Here is a 15,463-nt window from a genome sequence, read left to right as displayed (position 1 = left end):
CCGGTCGGCCGGGCTCAGTTGGCCAGCTGGCAGGTGGCCGGCTTGGCCGAGGTGAACAGCGTCGGGGTGGCCCACTCCGGGTGGTCGATGAACGGGTTGCGGTTGCCCTGGAAACTGAAGATCACCTCGTTGCGAGCGCGTTCTGCCGCGTCCGGCGGGTCGGACAGGTGCCAGTCGATCAGGGTCGAGAGCAGGCCCATGTAGGCCGGTGAGGCCGAGGTCTTGACGATCTTGCTGCGGTCGTCGGTCAGCTCCAGGTCCGGCTCGGACTGCCCGGTTCTGGCATCTTTACCGCCTTCATAACGGATCGCCATGTACATCACCGCACGCGCCATATCGCCCTTGCGGTGGCCCCACACTTCGAACGAGCCGCCATTGCCATCCGGCGTGCGCACCCAGTTGGAGGTGCCCGGGTAGCCACCACTGCCGCCGCCGAATCCGTTGTTGGCCTCGGTCGCGCGTTCACCGCAGTTGCTGTCGCATGTGGCAAAGGGCTTGTTGCCGCGGTCCGCATTCCACTGTGCATCGGTCAGGTACAGCATGTGGGTGTCGGTATACGGCGCGTAGGGCAGGCCCTTGTCGCCGGTGGTGCTGGCAAAGCCCAGCGAGTTGGGCCAGGTGTGCTCGCGGTTGTAGGTCAGCCCGCTGCCGGTGCCTGCGCGCCCGCTGACCTTGGTGTAGCTGCGGTTGCGGTAGGCATCGAGGATCTTGCCGCTGTTGTTGGGATCTTCGTCGGCGATTTCCAGGATGGTCCAGGTGCTGGTGCCCGAGCCGCTGTACGGATAGGCGGTGTGGCCCTTGATGGTCTCGTGCAGCGAGCAGCGCAACTGGCTGGGGGTGGAGGTGTTGACCCGGGCGTAGTACTCCCCGGGCGTGCCGGGGTTGCCCGGATCGGGCGTGGTGGCGGTGGCCACGGTGAAGGCGATGCGCGTATCGGCGGCCGGGCGCGCGCCCTGGGCATCCTTCACGCGGGTGGCGCGGATGTCGAAGCGGCAGGCTTCCCCCGCCACCAGCGCGGTGTTGGTGGCCAGGGTGAAGCGGGTACCGGTGGTCGGGTGGCTCAGCGCGACCGTGCCGGACTGGCCGCAGCTCAGCGCGAAGGCGCCGCTGGAGAGGGTGACCGGCTCACTGAACGTGACGCTCAGGGCGGCGGCAGCCGGGAAGGTGCTGGCGCCCTGCTCGGGCGTGGTGGCGGTGACCGAGGGCGCCGTATTCGGGCCGGTCGGGCCACCGCCGCTGAAGGTCTGGCCGTGGTTGCACGCGCCAAAGGTCTGCGTGGCCGATTCGGCCCAGGTGAAATGGGCGTACTGGCTGCCGCTGCCGGTCAGCTGCAGGGAGGTGCCCGGGGCGGTGCTGTTGGTCTCGCTGACCGGCAGATTCTGGCTGGTCAGGCCCGCCGCGGGGCCGCCGGCGGCGGTGATGGTGCCCTCGTAGCTGAGAAACTGGACCACCTTGCCGCTGGCATCGACCAGGGCGATGCCGTCGTTGGGACCGTTCTGGATCCCGTTGGTCGGGTAGTTGACCGTGGCCAGCCGCGCGCTGCCGCAGCTGGCGGTGCCAGCCGGGACCGCGTTGTTGGCGTAGACCGCGGCAGCCGAAGGGTTGCTGCCGTTGTAGAGGTAGAGCCGGTAGCCGGACAGGTCCTCACCGGCGGTGGCGACCACTTCGATGGCCTCGCCGACGTCCCCGGCCGGGGTGCTGTCGTCGTAATGCAGTTCATTGATGAATACATCGGCCCGGGCCGGGCTGGTGGCCAGCACCAGCAGGCAGGCCAAGGACAGCGGCGTCAGCAACCTCATCTACGGCTCCTTGTGATTGGTCAGTGCCGCTCGAATTTACGCACTCCAGATGACACATCGCTTGGTCTGTCGGGTTCGACCTTTCGCATTGAGAACTGCGTCAAACATTCACGCGCGGGCCCGGAGCGGCAAAAAAAACCGGCCGCCTGCCCTTGAAAGGGGTGGGGCCAGCACCATCTCTGCTCTGTCCCGCACCGTCGGGTTTTTTCGTGAGCGTGGCTGGCAGTCGCCCTGTGCGAGTGCTAACATCGCCAGACTTTCCTAGACCAATCAACAACTTAAAAGGGTCTCACATGAGCATCAAGCCGCTTCATGACCGCGTCGTAGTCAAGCCGATCGAAGCCGACGAAATCTCGTCCGGCGGCATCGTGATTCCGGATTCCGCCAAGGAAAAGTCGACCAAGGGTGAAGTCGTGGCCGTCGGCCCGGGCAAGCCCCTGGACAACGGCAGCGTGCGCGCGCCGTCGCTGAAGGTCGGTGACAAGGTCATCTACGGCCAGTACGCCGGCAGCAGCTACAAGTCCGAAGGCGTCGAGTTCAAGGTTCTGCGCGAAGACGACATCCTCGCCATCGTCGGCTGAGTGATGCGGCCGGCCCCGTGCCGGCGCTTCCGCACTTCCTCCCGTTCAAGCAGCCGGGCATCGCCCGGCTCTACATAAAAAGGTAATCGCAATGGCTGCCAAAGATATTCGTTTCGGTGAAGACGCCCGCGCCCGCATGGTTCGCGGCGTCAACGTTCTCGCCAATGCCGTCAAGGCCACCCTGGGCCCGAAGGGCCGCAACGTCGTGCTCGAAAAGAGCTTCGGCGCGCCGACCATCACCAAGGACGGCGTCTCCGTCGCCAAGGAAATCGAACTGGCTGACAAGTTCGAGAACATGGGCGCGCAGATGGTGAAGGAAGTCGCTTCGCGCACCAACGATGACGCCGGCGACGGCACCACCACCGCCACCGTGCTGGCCCAGGCCCTGATCCGCGAAGGCGCCAAGGCCGTCGCTGCCGGCATGAACCCGATGGACCTCAAGCGCGGTATCGACAAGGCCGTGATCGCCGCCGTCGCCGAGCTGAAGAACATCTCCAAGCCGACCGCTGACGACAAGGCGATTGCCCAGGTCGGCACGATCTCGGCCAACTCGGACGAGTCGATCGGCAACATCATCGCCGAAGCGATGCGCCGCGTGACCAAGGAAGGCGTCATCACCGTTGAAGAAGGCTCGGGCCTGGACAACGAGCTGGACGTCGTCGAAGGCATGCAGTTCGATCGTGGCTACCTGTCCCCGTACTTCATCAACAACCAGCAGTCGCAGACCGCTGACCTGGATGATCCGTACGTGCTGCTGCACGACAAGAAGATCTCCAACGTGCGCGACCTGCTGCCCGTGCTGGAAGGCGTCGCCAAGGCCGGCAAGCCGCTGCTGATCATCGCCGAAGACATCGAAGGTGAAGCGCTGGCCACCCTGGTGGTCAACACCATCCGTGGCATCGTCAAGGTCGTGGCCGTCAAGGCACCGGGCTTCGGCGACCGTCGCAAGGCGATGCTGGAAGACATGGCCGTGCTGACCGGCGGCACCGTGATCTCCGAGGAAATCGGTCTGTCGCTGGAAAAGGCGACGATCAAGGACCTGGGCCGCGCCAAGAAGGTGCAGGTCTCCAAGGAAAACACCACGATCATCGATGGCGCCGGCGAGAAGGCCAACATCGAAGCGCGTGTCACCCAGATCAAGACCCAGATCGAAGACACCTCCTCGGATTACGACCGCGAGAAGCTGCAGGAACGCGTGGCCAAGCTGGCCGGCGGCGTTGCCGTGATCAAGGTCGGTGCCTCGACCGAAATCGAAATGAAGGAAAAGAAGGATCGCGTCGACGACGCCCTGCACGCGACCCGTGCAGCCGTTGAAGAAGGCGTGGTCCCGGGCGGCGGCGTTGCCCTGGTCCGTGCGGTCACCGCGCTGAGCGGCCTGAAGGGTGCCAACGAAGACCAGAACCACGGCATCCAGATCGCCCTGCGCGCCATGGAAGCCCCGCTGCGCGAAATCGTGGCCAATGCCGGCGAAGAGCCGTCGGTCATCGTCAACCGCGTCAAGGAAGGCACCGGCAGCTTCGGCTACAACGCGGCCACCGGCGAATTCGGCGACATGCTGGAATTCGGCATCCTGGACCCGACCAAGGTGACCCGTTCGGCGCTCCAGAACGCTGCCTCGATCGCTGGCCTGATGATCACCACCGAAGCGATGGTTGCCGAAGCCCCGAAGAAGGATGACGGCGCTGGCGCAGCTGGCGGCGGCATGGGTGGCATGGGCGGCATGGGCGGCATGGACTTCTGATGTAGAGGCCGGCCTCCGGGCTGGCACGCATTGGTCCGGTAGGTACCGACCGTTGGTCGGTACCTACACACCGCGTTACAACAAAAAACCCCGCCGGAAGGCGGGGTTTTTGTTGCGCGCATCATAGGCTCACAGCGCGCTGGTCGGCGCCTCGACTTCTTCCTGCAGCCAGCGCAGGAACGCCGCGATGGCCGGATTCTCTTCGGCGCCGGGCAGGGTGACGGCGTAATACGCAAACCGCGTCGGCCAGGGCTGATCCAGCACGACGGCCAGCCGCCCGCTGGCCACTTCGGCTTCCACATACAGGTCACGCACCAGCGCGATGCCCTGGCCGGCTTCTGCAGCGCGGATCAGCAACACGTCATCATCGAACGCCGGGCCACGTTCGACGCGCGGATCGGGTGGCAGACCGAGCGCGCAGAACCACAGCGACCAGTCGCTGCGGTCGGAATCCTGCAGCAGCGGGTACTGCAGGCAATCCACGGCCGAGTGGATCGGTGGGCCATCGGCGAGCAGCGCCGGGCAGGCCACCGGCAACAGCACCGGCGCCGCCAGTGGGCGTGAGACCAGGCCGGGATAGTCACCGAGACCGTGGCGGATGGCGATGTCGATGCGATCACGGCGCAGATCCACCAGTGCGGACGAGGCCTCCACGCGGACCTCGATGTCCGGGTGGCGTTCGGTGAAGCGCCCCAATCGCGGCACCAGCCAGGACGCGGCGAAGGTCGGCACGGTGCTGAGGGTAAGCGTCTGCCGGGCATGGATGGCCTCCAGCGTGGCCATGCTGTCCTGGATCTGATCGAACGCGCGCAGCAGGGCCGGATGCACCTGTGCGCCGGCCGGGGTAAGCGCGACCCCATGAGGGGTGCGGGTGAACAGCACAACGCCGGTGCGCCTGCAACAGCTTGAGCTGCTGGCTGATCGCGCCCGGGGTGACTCCCATGACCGCAGCAGCGGCCTTGAGGCTGCCATGACGCCCGGTTTCGACGAAGGCGCGCAGTGCGAGCAGGGGAAGGACGGCGCCCATGACCTTAGATTTTCTCTCTTGGTAGTGCAGGAGGAATCGTTCTACAGGGCGCGTTTGCCTGCGTAGCATCGTGATCATGTTGAATCGGTGCCGTTTAGTCCAGCTGCATTGCATGAGCCCCGATAGCCCACTCGCAATCGACAGGCGTTGCCGTCGCAGCGTGGCGTCGTGACGTGAGCCCCTCCGCCATCCCTCGCCTGCCAAGGAGACCGCTGTGTCCCCCGCTTCGTTGCACCTCTACACCGACAGCTCGCCCAATGGTTTCAAGATCACCATCGCGCTGGAAGAGCTCGGCATCCCATACGTACTGCACCACGTGCGCATCGACGAAGGTGAGCACCGCCATCCCGATTTCCTGCAGTTGCATCCGCACGGTCGCATTCCGGTGCTGGTCGATGATGCGACCGGTATCACCGTGTTCGAATCCGCGGCCATCCTGCTGTACCTGGCCGAGCAGAGCGGACGCCTGTTGCCCGAGGCGCCACGCGCACGCTGGGAGGCCATCACCTGGTTGATGTTCCACTCGGCCAGCGTCGGTCCGATCCTGGGGCAGCGTGTGCACTTCGAAATGTTCGCCGAGGAGCGGTATGCGCCTGCGATCGAACGCTACCGGCGCCTGAGTGCCGAATTCTTCGCCACGCTGGATCAGCGCCTCGCAGACCGTCCATGGCTGGCCGGTGAGGCGTATTCGATCGCCGATATCGCCGGCTATGGCTGGACCCACATCGCGCGGCTTATCGGCTTCGATTTCAGCGCCTACCCGCACCTGAGTGCATGGCACCTGCGGATGGCACAGCGGCCTGCGGTGCAGCGCGGCGTGCTGCTCCCCGAACCGGCCACCGGCCCCTGACCCAGGAACGACCACGATGACCCTGTTGACTGATATCACCCCGATGCAGGCGCCGCTGACGGGCGCATCCGCACCGACGTTCGCCCGCCATGCCGGCTACCAGCGCATGTTCCGCGAGGGGGCGCTCACGCTGGGTGTGTTCCTGCCCCTCCGCTTCTATCAGGGCGACATGCAGGTGCTGGCCGGGCAGGCCGATCTGGTGAGCCAGCTGGACCGCGACGGCTTCGCCGCGGCCTGGGTACGCGATGTGCCCTTGTTTGATCCGTTGTTTGGCGATGCCGGGCAGGTGTTCGATCCCTTTACCTATCTGGCCTTCCTGGCGGCACGCACGAAGCGGCTGGCGCTGGCCACTGGCAGTGCGATCTTCTCGCTGCGGCATCCGATCGATCTGGCCAAGTCGGCCACCACCATCGACCAGCTGTCCGGTGGGCGGCTGGTGCTGGGCATCGCCTCCGGCGACCGTCCTGTGGAGTTTCCGGCGTATGGCCTGGAACACGCCGAGCGCGGCGAGCGCTTCGCCGCATCGGTGGCCTACGTCCGCCAGTTGCTGCAGCACGGTCCCCTGCATATCGACTCGCCACTGGGCGCGCTGCAGGGCGTAGAGCTGTTGCCCAAGCCGGTGGCCGGGGCGATTCCCCTGCTGGTGACCGGCACCTCGCGCCAGACGCTGGACTGGGTCGGGCAACATGCCGATGGCTGGCTGACCTATCCCGAAGCGACCCATCATGCGGGTGGGCCGCAGCGCCTGGCCGACAAGATCCAGGCATGGCGCCGTCTGATCCCCGACGGTGGCTTCCGTCCGCACGTCACCAACGAGTGGCTGGATCTGGTCGACGATCCGAACCATCCCCGCACGCCGCTCAGTGGCGGCTACACGCTGAGAACCGGCCGCAACGGATTGATCGATCTGCTGGGCGAGTGGCAGCGTGCCGGCGTGAACCATGCTGCGCTGGGCATCCAGTTCTCGCAGCGCCCGGCGGCCGAGGTGCTGCAGGAACTGGCCGAGTACGTCCTGCCGTTGTTTCCTTCGCATGACGCGCCGCTGCCGGCCGGCACGCGCTGGTAGGCGTGCACTCCGCTCCGCCATGAGGGGCAGCGCGGTACCTGTCAGGCCGGAGAACGCACCGCGCGCCGACGCTCGCGCCAAGCGAGGGCGAGATGCGCAAGCAGGAACGACAGTCCGCCGCCCACCATCATTCCCTGCGCGTACGCCATGGGCAGCCATATCGCTGCCGCTGCCCCCAGCGCCATGCCGACCATGCTGAAGGTGACGGCAACGCGTTGTCGCGCCAGATGTTGCGCCTGTGCGCGCTGACGCTGCTGTACGGCCTCGCGCTTGTTATCCGGCCGCAGGATGGCCTGGGCAATGGCGTCAGCTTGGGAAGGGGTCATCTACGCATCCTTGTGGGTGATCCTGTCCCGGATCTTCGCCTGTCACCGGGGCGACGTAAAGTGCGGAGGGGTTCCAGATATGTCGCAGTGGCGATATAATTAGCCGCCGTACTATGTAGGATCTGCCTGCATGCTGGAAATCAAACACCAGGCTTTCCTGACCGAGCTGGAACGTCGTGGCCAGCCGGATACGGGTGAGTTGGCGTTGTGTTTCCAGGTGCTGTCGTTGGCCAGTGCGATCGACCAGGACTGCGCGAGTCGTCTGGCACCGCTGGGCCTGAGCGAAGGGCGTTTCGTGCTGCTGTTCCTGCTGCGCGGCGCAGATACGGCACTGTCGCCGCACCAGTTGGCCGAGCGCGCCGGTGTCACCCGCGCCACCGTGACCGGCCTGCTGGATGGCCTGGAGCGCGAGCACCTGGTGAGCCGCCACAGTGATCCGGACGACAAACGCCGCATCCACGTGCGGCTGACCGGGGCCGGCCAGGTATTGGCTGCGCAGCTGTTCGACCAGCAGACGCAGTGGATCGCCTCGCTGTTTGCCGACATCAGCCCCAGAGAGCGCCGCACGCTCGGGACGTTGTTGCACCGCGTGTGGTCGCGCACCGATGCAGGGCAACCAGCATGAAACAACCCGTCACCCGAGAGCGACGCGTGCAGCTGGATCGCGGTGAAACCGAAGCCACACACTTGGCCGAAGTGCTGGCCGTCGATTTCGCCAAGCTGATGGCCAATGTCGCACCCGGTTTGCCAGCCTCTGCGATCACCCCGATGCGCAACGCCGCCAAGCGCGGCATCACCCTGCGCATGCAGGGTGCGGCCACGCTGCTGCGCGTGCATGGTCACGGCGATCACGCGCAGTGGTCACGCCATGCCAGTGACACGGTGCGTGGCTGGGCCTGCTATCTGATCGGCAGCGATCCTGGGTTGTCACTGGAGCACAAGCTGGATGCGCTGCGCGCGCTGGCCGATGACGCACACTTTGGCGTGCGCGAGTGGGCGTGGCTGGCCGTGCGTCCGCATATCGTGTCCGAACCGCTGCGCGTACTCACGCACCTGCGCGGCTGGAGCACCGACGCCTCACCCAACGTACGCCGCTTCGCCTGCGAAGCGCTGCGTCCGCGCGGCGTGTGGGCGGCGCACATCGCGCTGTTCAAGCAGGAACCACACCACGCCCTGCCGTTGCTGCACGCGCTGTGCTGCGATGCCTCGCGCTACGTGCAGGATTCGGTCGGCAACTGGCTCAACGACGCCGGCAAAAGCCAGCCCGACTGGGTCCGCGCGCTGTGCAGCGAATGGCAGCAGCGGCATGCCGATGATCCGGCCAACACCTATATCCGCAAGCGCGCACTGCGCTCGCTCTGACCTCAAGGAATGCCATGTCGCACATGTTGATCGAGCTGTACACCGCCACCCCTGCCTGGACCGCGCTGGACCCGGTGTCGCGCGGGGCGCTCTTCGCCCGCATCGGTGCGGGCATGCAGAACGTGGATCCCGCACGCGTCACACCGGTAGCGATGGGCCGCATCGAGCAGGACGTGCCGCACACCACGGCCGAGCAGTTCTATGCGGTGTGGCAGTGCGCCGAACGGCTGGATGCCGATGCCTTGCTGGCCGCGATCGGCGCCACCGGCTGGCATGAGTACTTCACCACGACGCACGCGGTGGGTGAATCGGGGAACCTGCAGCAGCACTTGGCTGAGCTGGCGGCGTTGCCGCGGGGGTGATCGCTTGCTCCGACTTGCCGAGCGGATCATTCGGCTGCAGAGATGGAAAACCACACAGACGCCTATCTCAGACTAACTGTATGGATATCGGCGTCTGGACTGTTTGATCATCCTGCACTGCCGAATGCGAGGTGATGCTGTGCAAACCTTTCCAGATGATCGAGATCCTGACCTTTACGCAGCGGTGCTGACAGCCAGTGCCGCAATCGGACTGGTGCGCCAGCGAGGCGGGCGCATGGTCCAGGACGCCGAGGACGTCATTGAAGCCACCAGCGATGATCCGTCGCCCTTGCATGCGGAGCGGCTCGGATGGTACCCATCGGAAACCTATGCAGCCCGCATAGCATCGGGTGGACGTCCGTTGCGGTGGGGTGTCTGATCTCGCGCTGTGATGCACCCGACGGCCGGTGTGGCAAGGTAACGCGATGAGTATTGAGGTCGGAAAAGTCGGCCAGGTTATCAAGGGATCGCAGGCGGGCACCTACATCTGCGTGGTGGACGACGCTGACGCTACAGGAGGCTACTTCGTCCTTGTGGCGCACCGTATGGACATGAAAGATGGGTTCGATGACTGGGTAGGTGACTGGGAAGGCGTCGAGCACTATTTCGCTGAGGCAGCGTGGAGTGTCGATTGGTGTCCCGCTGCTCCTCGCCCAAGTGACACGCCCGACGAGGCTCTGCCGACATGAAACGCCACCGCAGTTGCGAATGAAACAGTTGGCACCTCCAAACCCCTGTGTTATCAATACTCCCCAATGAACGCACGCCCCGCCAATTCCTACTTTTGGTATTACTTTCCGAAGCCACCGGCGGAGGAAGGCATGCGCTCACCCTGAAGAAAATTTCAGACGCATTCCCGAAAGCCGCCAGCGCACCTGGCGGCTTTTTTTGTTGCCGCCGCGCTGGGGACCCCCCACTTCCAAGGAGTTACCCCATGCCCCCCCATACCGACGACCTGCGCATCCGCAAGATTGAACCGTTGACCCCGCCGGCGCAGCTGCTGGCGATGCTGCCCTGCGACGACGAAGCCTCCGATACGGTCAGCGCCTCGCGCGCGGCACTGCACGAGATCCTGCACGGCCGCGACGACCGCCTCGCGGTGGTGATTGGCCCGTGCTCGATCCATGATCCGGTGGCCGCCATCGAGTACGCACAGCGCCTCAAGCCGCTGCGCGATGCCTTTGCTGGCGAGCTGGAAATCGTCATGCGCGTGTACTTCGAAAAGCCCCGCACCACGGTGGGCTGGAAAGGCCTGATCAACGATCCGGACCTGGACGGCAGCTTCAACATCAACAAGGGCCTGCGCGTGGCGCGCGGTCTGCTGCGCGACATCAACAAGCTGGGCCTGCCGGCGGGCGTTGAATTCCTCGATGTGATCTCGCCGCAGTACATCGCCGATCTGGTGGCCTGGGGCGCCATCGGCGCGCGTACCACTGAAAGCCAGGTGCATCGCGAACTGGCCTCGGGGTTGTCGTGCCCGGTCGGGTTCAAGAACGGTACCGACGGCAACATCAAGATCGCTGCCGACGCGATTGGTGCGGCCTCCAATCCGCATCACTTCCTGTCGGTGACCAAGGAAGGCGGCACCGCCATCGTGGCCACCGCCGGCAACCCGGATTGCCACGTCATCCTGCGCGGCGGCAAGACGCCCAACTACGACGCCACCCATGTGGAAGCGACCAGCCAGACGCTGGCCAAGTCGCACCTGGCCGCGCGCATCATGATCGATGCCAGCCACGCCAACAGCAGCAAGAACCCGGAAAACCAGCCCAAGGTCATCGCCGACATCAACGCGCAGCTGGCCAATGGCGAAGAGCGCATCGTCGGCGTCATGGTCGAGAGCCACCTGGTGGCCGGCCGGCAGGACCTGGTCGACGGCCAGCCGCTGACCTACGGCCAGAGCATCACCGACGGCTGCATCGGCTGGGACAGCTCGCTGGCGGTGCTGGAAAGCCTGGCCGAGGCGGTGCGTGCACGGCGGGCGCTGCGGATCAGCGAAGCGGCGTGAACCTGCTTTGATCCAAGGGTAGAGCCACCCCATGGGTGGCTGCGCGCAGCACCGCGGCGCCTCATGCAGATCATGCAGATCATGCAGAAGCAGCCACGCATGGCGTGGTTCTACCCGCAGTGCGTCACGCACCCGCTGATCATGAGGCGCGCCGCAGCTTCGCCAACGCCAGATAGATCGCTGGCGTGGTGTACAGGGTCAGCCACTGGCTGACCAGCAGGCCACCGACAATCGCGATGCCCAGCGGCTGACGCATCTCCCAGCCTTCGCCGGTGGCCAGCATCAGCGGCAACGTACCCAGCAACGCGGCCACGCTGGTCATCAGGATCGGCCGGAACCGCAGCCGTGCGGCTTCGCAGATGGCCTCATACGACGACAGCCCGCGATCGCGTTCGGCCGACAGCGCGAAATCGATGATCAGGATGGTGTTCTTCATCACCACGCCCACCAGCAGGAACAGGCCGAGCAGCGAGATCAGGTTCAGTTCATTGCCGAAGGCCATCAGCGCCAGCAACGCGCCAACGCCCGCCGAGGGCAGCGTGGACAGGATCGCCAGCGGCTGCACGAAGCTCTCGTACAGCACGCCCAGCACCAGATACACCGCCAGCATCGCGCCCAGGATCAGCCACAGCTGGCGCTCGCGCAGCGTTTCGAAGCCACCGGCCTCGCCACTGAGCCGCGCCTGCACATGGGTGGGCAACATGATCTTGGCCATGGCCTGGTCCACCGCTTTCACCGCCTGGTCCAGGGTGACGCCGGGCGCCAGCGCGAATTCGATCCAGACCGAGGCGAACTGTTGGCTGTGATAGATCCGGTCCGGCGCCATGCCGTAGTCCCACCGCGCGATGGACGACAACGGCAGGCGCTGGCCGTCCTTGCCGATCACATGGATCTGCTCCAGCGTGGAGGGATCCTGGGTGTAGCGCGGGTCCAGCTCCATCACCACGCGGTATTGGTTGAGGGTGTCGTACAGCGTAGCGACCTGGCGTTGGCTGAAGGCGTTGTTGAGTACCGAAGCGATCATGCGCATGTCCACGCCCAGGCGGGCGGCGGCATCGCGGTCGATGTCGAGCACCACCTGGCGCATGCCTTCATCACCCTTGGATTCCACATCCACCAGCTCGGGCAGGGCGCGCAGTGCATCGGCCACCTTGGGCGTCCATTGCCGCAGCGGTTCCAGTTCGCCGGAGAGCAGCTGGAACTCGTACTGGCCGCTGTCGCCACTGCCTTCCAGCTTGATGTCCTGGTCCACCCACAGGAACATGCCGCCACCGGGAATCTTCGGCATGTTGGTGCGCAGGCGGTCGATCACCTGCTGGCTGGAGACCTTGCGCTCGGCCAGCGGCTTCATCTTGATCATGATGAAGGCGTTGTTGACCCCGCTGCGCCCGCCGATATACCCGATGATGTCGCTGATCGCCGGGTCCGCCAGCAGCAGTTTGCGGTAGGCCTCGATCTTGGGCTGCATGACCTGGAAGGAGAGGCCGTCGTCGCCGCGCGCGAAGCCACGCAGCTGCGCGGTGTCCTGCTTGGGCACGATGCCCTTGGGCACCTGCTGGAACAGCCACACATTCAGCGCGATCACGCCGGCGAACAGCAGCAGCGGCAGTGCGAGCCAGCGCAGCATCGTCTGCAGGCTGGCCACGTAGCCACCGCGCAGCCGCTCGAACAACGCCGTGCCGCCCCGCTGCAGCACGTTGCCCGCACCGGGCCGCTCACGGCCCAGCAGGCGCGCGCACAGCATCGGGGTCAGGCTGAGCGAGACCAGCAGCGAGACGCCCATCGCCGCCACCAGGGTCAGCGAGAATTCGCGGAACAGCTTCTCGACGAAGTCATCCAGGAACAGGATCGAGATGAACACCACGGCCAGCGCGATGTTCATCGACAGCAGCGTGGCACCGACCTCACCCGCGCCCCGTAGCGCGGCGGTCATCGGCGAGGCACCTTCTTCGCGATGACGGGCGATGTTCTCCAGCACCACGATCGCATCGTCGACCACCAGCACCGCCGCCACGATCAGCGCCATCAGCGAAAGTGTGTTGAGCGAGAACCCGAGCAGGGCGATGATCGCCAGCGCGCCCAGCAGCGAGACCGGGATCGCCACGGTCGGCACCAGCGCCGCGCGCCAGTGGCCCAGGAAGGCCAAGACCACCAGCACCACCAGCGCGATCGCCAGCAGCAGGGTGAGCTCGGCCTCGCGCAGGGTGGCGCGGATCACCGGTGAGCGGTCCATCACCACCTGCATGTCGATGTTGGCCGGCAGCAGTGCCTGCAGCGTGGCCATCTGCGCCTGGATGGCATCGACGGTCTCGATGATGTTGGCGTCCGGCTGGCGGCTGACGATCAGCAGCACCGCCGGGCGCTCATTGTGAAAGCCGCTGGCGTAGCGATCTTCCACGCCTTCGCTGATCCCGGCCACATCCTCCAGGTACACCGGGCGCCCGTCGCGCATCGCCACGATCAAGCGGCGGTACTCGGCGGCGGTGCGCAGCTGCAGCGTGGCCTCCAGCTGCCACTGCTGGGCCTGGCTGGCCACTGTGCCCAGCGGCTTGAGCGCGTTGGCGTTGCGGATCGCCGCGGCGATGTCGTCCAGCGCGATGCGGTGATGGTTCAGGGCATTGGGATCGAGCGAGACGCGCACCGCGGGCAGTGAGCTGCCGCCCACCTGCACCTCGCCGACGCCGGGAATCTGCGCCAGCTTCTGCGCGATCACGGTGGAGGCCACGTCGTAGATCTGGCCCGGCGCGAGGCTGTCCGAACTCAGCGCCAGCGCCATGATCGGCGCCTGCGAGGGATTCACCTTGCGGTACTGCGGCATGCCCGGCATGCCACTGGGCAGCTGCGCGCGCGCGGCATTGATCGCCGCCTGCACGTCGCGCGCGGCATCGTCCACGTTGCGGCCGAGCGCGAATGTCAGCTCGACCTGGGTCGAGCCCTGGGTGCTGGCCGAGTCGATCCCGGTCAGCCCCGGGATGGTGCCCAGGGCACGTTCCAACGGCGTGGCGACGTTGGCTGCCATCGATTCCGGGCTCGCACCCGGCAGGCTGGCACTGACGTTGATCGCCGGGTAGTCGACCTGCGGCAATGGCGCGACCGGCAGCAGGCGCAGCCCGAGCAGGCCGGCCAGGACCACCGCCACTGCCAGCAGCACGGTGGCGACGGGATGCTGCACGAACCAGCCGATCGCCCGCGACAGCGGACTCACGCCAGCGCCTCGTCAGCCCTGTCAGTCACCGGCGCGGGGCGTTGGCGGAAGCGGTCGAAGAACAGGTAGATCACCGGCGTGGTGAACAGGGTCAGCACCTGGCTGACGATCAGCCCGCCCACCATCACCAGGCCCAGTGGCTGGCGCAGCTCCGCGCCCGAGCCACTGGCGAACATCAGCGGGATCGCGCCGAACAACGCGGCCAGCGTGGTCATCAGGATCGGGCGGAAGCGCAGCAATGCGGCCTGATGGATCGCCTGACGCGGCGCCATGCCGTACTCGCGCTCGGCCTCCAGCGCGAAGTCGATCATCATGATTGCGTTCTTCTTGACCAACCCGATCAGCAGCACGATGCCGATCACCGCGATCAGGTCCAGGCTGCGCCCGCTGACCAGCAACGCCAGCAACGCACCCACGGTGGCCGAGGGCAGGGTGGAGAGGATGGTGATCGGATGAATGAAGCTCTCATAGAGCACGCCCAGCACCAGGTACATCACCACCACCGCCGCCAGCACCAGCCATAACGTGCTCGACAGCGAGGCGCGGAACGCATCGGCCGCCCCCTGCAGGCGCAGTTCGACGCTGGCCGGCAGGCCGATCGCGGCGCGTGCGCCTTCGATGGCCTGCACCGCTTCGCCCAGCGATGCCTCCGGGGCGAGGTTGAAGGAGAACGTCACCGCCGGGAACTGGCCGACATGGTTGATCAGCAGCTGCGCGGGGCGCTGTTCGATCCGGGCGATGCCGCCCAGCGGCACCTGCCGTCCGTCCGGCCCGGTGACGTGCAGGCGTGCGATCGCATCCGGGCCGAAGGCCACGTCCGGGCGCGCTTCCAGCACCACGCGGTACTGGTTGGCCTGGGTGAAGATGGTCGAGATCTGGCGCTGCCCGAACGCGTCGTACAGCGCATCGGCGATGGTCTCCACGCTGATGCCCAGGCGCGCCGCGGCGACCCGGTCGATCACCACGTGTGCCTGCAGCCCTTGGTTCTGCAGATCGCTGGCGACGTCAGCCAGCGCCGGTGCCTGCTGCAGATGCTCGAGCAGGCGTGGGGTCCACGTTTCCAGCTGCGCGATGTCCGGGCTGGTCAGGGTGAACTGGTACTGGGTACGGCTGATCCGGTCTTCGATACCCAGTTC

Annotated in this window: 14 protein-coding genes and 1 pseudogene; 9 read left to right on the top strand and 6 right to left on the bottom strand. The window is 66.0% G+C overall.

Features of this window, described 5'->3' with window-relative positions:
- Positions 1 to 14 precede the first annotated feature (14 nt).
- Positions 15 to 1,799, bottom strand: coding sequence for an endonuclease (locus ACE026_RS10110; RefSeq protein ID WP_486038897.1), 1,785 nt, complete (start codon positions 1,797 to 1,799; stop codon positions 15 to 17).
- A gap of 293 nt (positions 1,800 to 2,092) precedes the next feature.
- On the opposite strand from ACE026_RS10110, the gene ACE026_RS10105 reads away from it, so the two are divergent.
- Both ACE026_RS10105 and groL read left to right on the top strand, forming a co-directional pair.
- Positions 2,093 to 2,380, top strand: a complete 288-nt coding sequence (locus tag ACE026_RS10105) for a co-chaperone GroES (RefSeq protein WP_019183551.1) — start codon at positions 2,093 to 2,095, stop codon at positions 2,378 to 2,380.
- A gap of 91 nt (positions 2,381 to 2,471) precedes the next feature.
- Entirely contained in the window at positions 2,472 to 4,121 is a 1,650-nt protein-coding gene (gene groL / locus ACE026_RS10100) for a chaperonin GroEL (protein ID WP_346465857.1), read from the top strand.
- A 129-nt stretch (positions 4,122 to 4,250) separates the two neighbouring features.
- On the opposite strand, the gene ACE026_RS10095 is transcribed toward groL, so the two are convergent.
- Together ACE026_RS10095 and ACE026_RS10090 are read right to left on the bottom strand one after the other, a co-directional pair.
- A complete protein-coding gene (locus tag ACE026_RS10095) occupies positions 4,251 to 5,003 on the bottom strand; it encodes a LysR substrate-binding domain-containing protein (RefSeq protein WP_486038896.1) in 753 nt (250 codons plus the stop codon).
- A 61-nt stretch (positions 5,004 to 5,064) separates the two neighbouring features.
- Positions 5,065 to 5,148, bottom strand: a pseudogene (locus ACE026_RS10090) (hypothetical protein); the annotation flags it as partial.
- A 214-nt stretch (positions 5,149 to 5,362) separates the two neighbouring features.
- On the opposite strand from ACE026_RS10090, the gene ACE026_RS10085 reads away from it, so the two are divergent.
- Positions 5,363 to 5,998 (top strand): glutathione S-transferase family protein, encoded by a 636-nt coding sequence (locus tag ACE026_RS10085; protein WP_486038895.1) that lies wholly within the window; start codon positions 5,363 to 5,365, stop codon positions 5,996 to 5,998.
- A gap of 16 nt (positions 5,999 to 6,014) precedes the next feature.
- Complete coding sequence (locus ACE026_RS10080; RefSeq protein ID WP_486038894.1) at positions 6,015 to 7,064, top strand: LLM class oxidoreductase; 1,050 nt, start codon at positions 6,015 to 6,017, stop codon at positions 7,062 to 7,064.
- A gap of 41 nt (positions 7,065 to 7,105) precedes the next feature.
- Here the strand turns inward: ACE026_RS10080 and ACE026_RS10075 are convergent, their stop codons facing one another.
- Positions 7,106 to 7,390, bottom strand: a complete 285-nt coding sequence (locus ACE026_RS10075; RefSeq protein WP_486038893.1) for a hypothetical protein — start codon at positions 7,388 to 7,390, stop codon at positions 7,106 to 7,108.
- A 130-nt stretch (positions 7,391 to 7,520) separates the two neighbouring features.
- On the opposite strand from ACE026_RS10075, the gene ACE026_RS10070 reads away from it, so the two are divergent.
- From ACE026_RS10070 to aroG, 5 genes are all read left to right on the top strand, one after another.
- Complete coding sequence (locus ACE026_RS10070) at positions 7,521 to 8,015, top strand: MarR family winged helix-turn-helix transcriptional regulator (RefSeq protein WP_313219482.1); 495 nt, start codon at positions 7,521 to 7,523, stop codon at positions 8,013 to 8,015.
- Positions 8,012 to 8,752, top strand: a complete 741-nt coding sequence (locus ACE026_RS10065; protein WP_486038892.1) for a DNA alkylation repair protein — start codon at positions 8,012 to 8,014, stop codon at positions 8,750 to 8,752. Before ACE026_RS10070 ends, ACE026_RS10065 begins: the two co-directional genes overlap by 4 nt.
- Before the next feature lie 14 nt (positions 8,753 to 8,766).
- Entirely contained in the window at positions 8,767 to 9,114 is a 348-nt protein-coding gene (locus tag ACE026_RS10060) for a DUF6616 family protein (protein WP_486038891.1), read from the top strand.
- Between the two features lie 425 nt (positions 9,115 to 9,539).
- On the top strand, positions 9,540 to 9,803 hold the full coding sequence (locus ACE026_RS10055; protein WP_486038890.1) for a hypothetical protein: 264 nt from the start codon (positions 9,540 to 9,542) through the stop codon (positions 9,801 to 9,803).
- A gap of 245 nt (positions 9,804 to 10,048) precedes the next feature.
- The gene (gene aroG / locus ACE026_RS10050; protein ID WP_486038889.1) at positions 10,049 to 11,122 is read left to right on the top strand and encodes a 3-deoxy-7-phosphoheptulonate synthase AroG; all 1,074 of its coding nucleotides are present in this window, start codon (positions 10,049 to 10,051) and stop codon (positions 11,120 to 11,122) included.
- Positions 11,123 to 11,261: 139 nt separating this feature from the next.
- Here aroG and ACE026_RS10045 read toward each other — a convergent pair whose 3' ends face one another.
- Together ACE026_RS10045 and ACE026_RS10040 are read right to left on the bottom strand one after the other, a co-directional pair.
- Positions 11,262 to 14,327: an efflux RND transporter permease subunit gene (locus ACE026_RS10045; protein WP_486038888.1), complete on the bottom strand. Its 3,066-nt coding sequence runs from the start codon at positions 14,325 to 14,327 to the stop codon at positions 11,262 to 11,264.
- A partial coding sequence (locus ACE026_RS10040) for an efflux RND transporter permease subunit (protein ID WP_486038887.1) occupies positions 14,324 to 15,463 on the bottom strand: 1,140 nt, incomplete at its 5' end. The genes ACE026_RS10045 and ACE026_RS10040, both read right to left, overlap by 4 nt.

The organism is Stenotrophomonas sp. AGC87 (assembly GCF_057333975.1).
Note: the sequence above shows the minus strand (reverse complement) of the source record. Positions and strands in the feature narration are given on the sequence as shown.

Bases quoted from the DNA above. Each gene is read 5' to 3' on its own strand.
- ACE026_RS10060 (WP_486038891.1), top strand. From the start codon at position 8,767: ATGTCGCACATGTTGATCGAGCTGTACACCGCCACCCCTGCCTGGACC.
- groL (WP_346465857.1), top strand. From the start codon at position 2,472: ATGGCTGCCAAAGATATTCGTTTCGGTGAAGACGCCCGCGCCCGCATG.
- ACE026_RS10110 (WP_486038897.1), bottom strand. From the start codon at position 1,799: ATGAGGTTGCTGACGCCGCTGTCCTTGGCCTGCCTGCTGGTGCTGGCC.
- aroG (WP_486038889.1), top strand. From the start codon at position 10,049: ATGCCCCCCCATACCGACGACCTGCGCATCCGCAAGATTGAACCGTTG.
- ACE026_RS10075 (WP_486038893.1), bottom strand. From the start codon at position 7,390: ATGACCCCTTCCCAAGCTGACGCCATTGCCCAGGCCATCCTGCGGCCG.
- ACE026_RS10055 (WP_486038890.1), top strand. From the start codon at position 9,540: ATGAGTATTGAGGTCGGAAAAGTCGGCCAGGTTATCAAGGGATCGCAG.
- ACE026_RS10065 (WP_486038892.1), top strand. From the start codon at position 8,012: ATGAAACAACCCGTCACCCGAGAGCGACGCGTGCAGCTGGATCGCGGT.
- ACE026_RS10080 (WP_486038894.1), top strand. From the start codon at position 6,015: ATGACCCTGTTGACTGATATCACCCCGATGCAGGCGCCGCTGACGGGC.
- ACE026_RS10070 (WP_313219482.1), top strand. From the start codon at position 7,521: ATGCTGGAAATCAAACACCAGGCTTTCCTGACCGAGCTGGAACGTCGT.
- ACE026_RS10105 (WP_019183551.1), top strand. From the start codon at position 2,093: ATGAGCATCAAGCCGCTTCATGACCGCGTCGTAGTCAAGCCGATCGAA.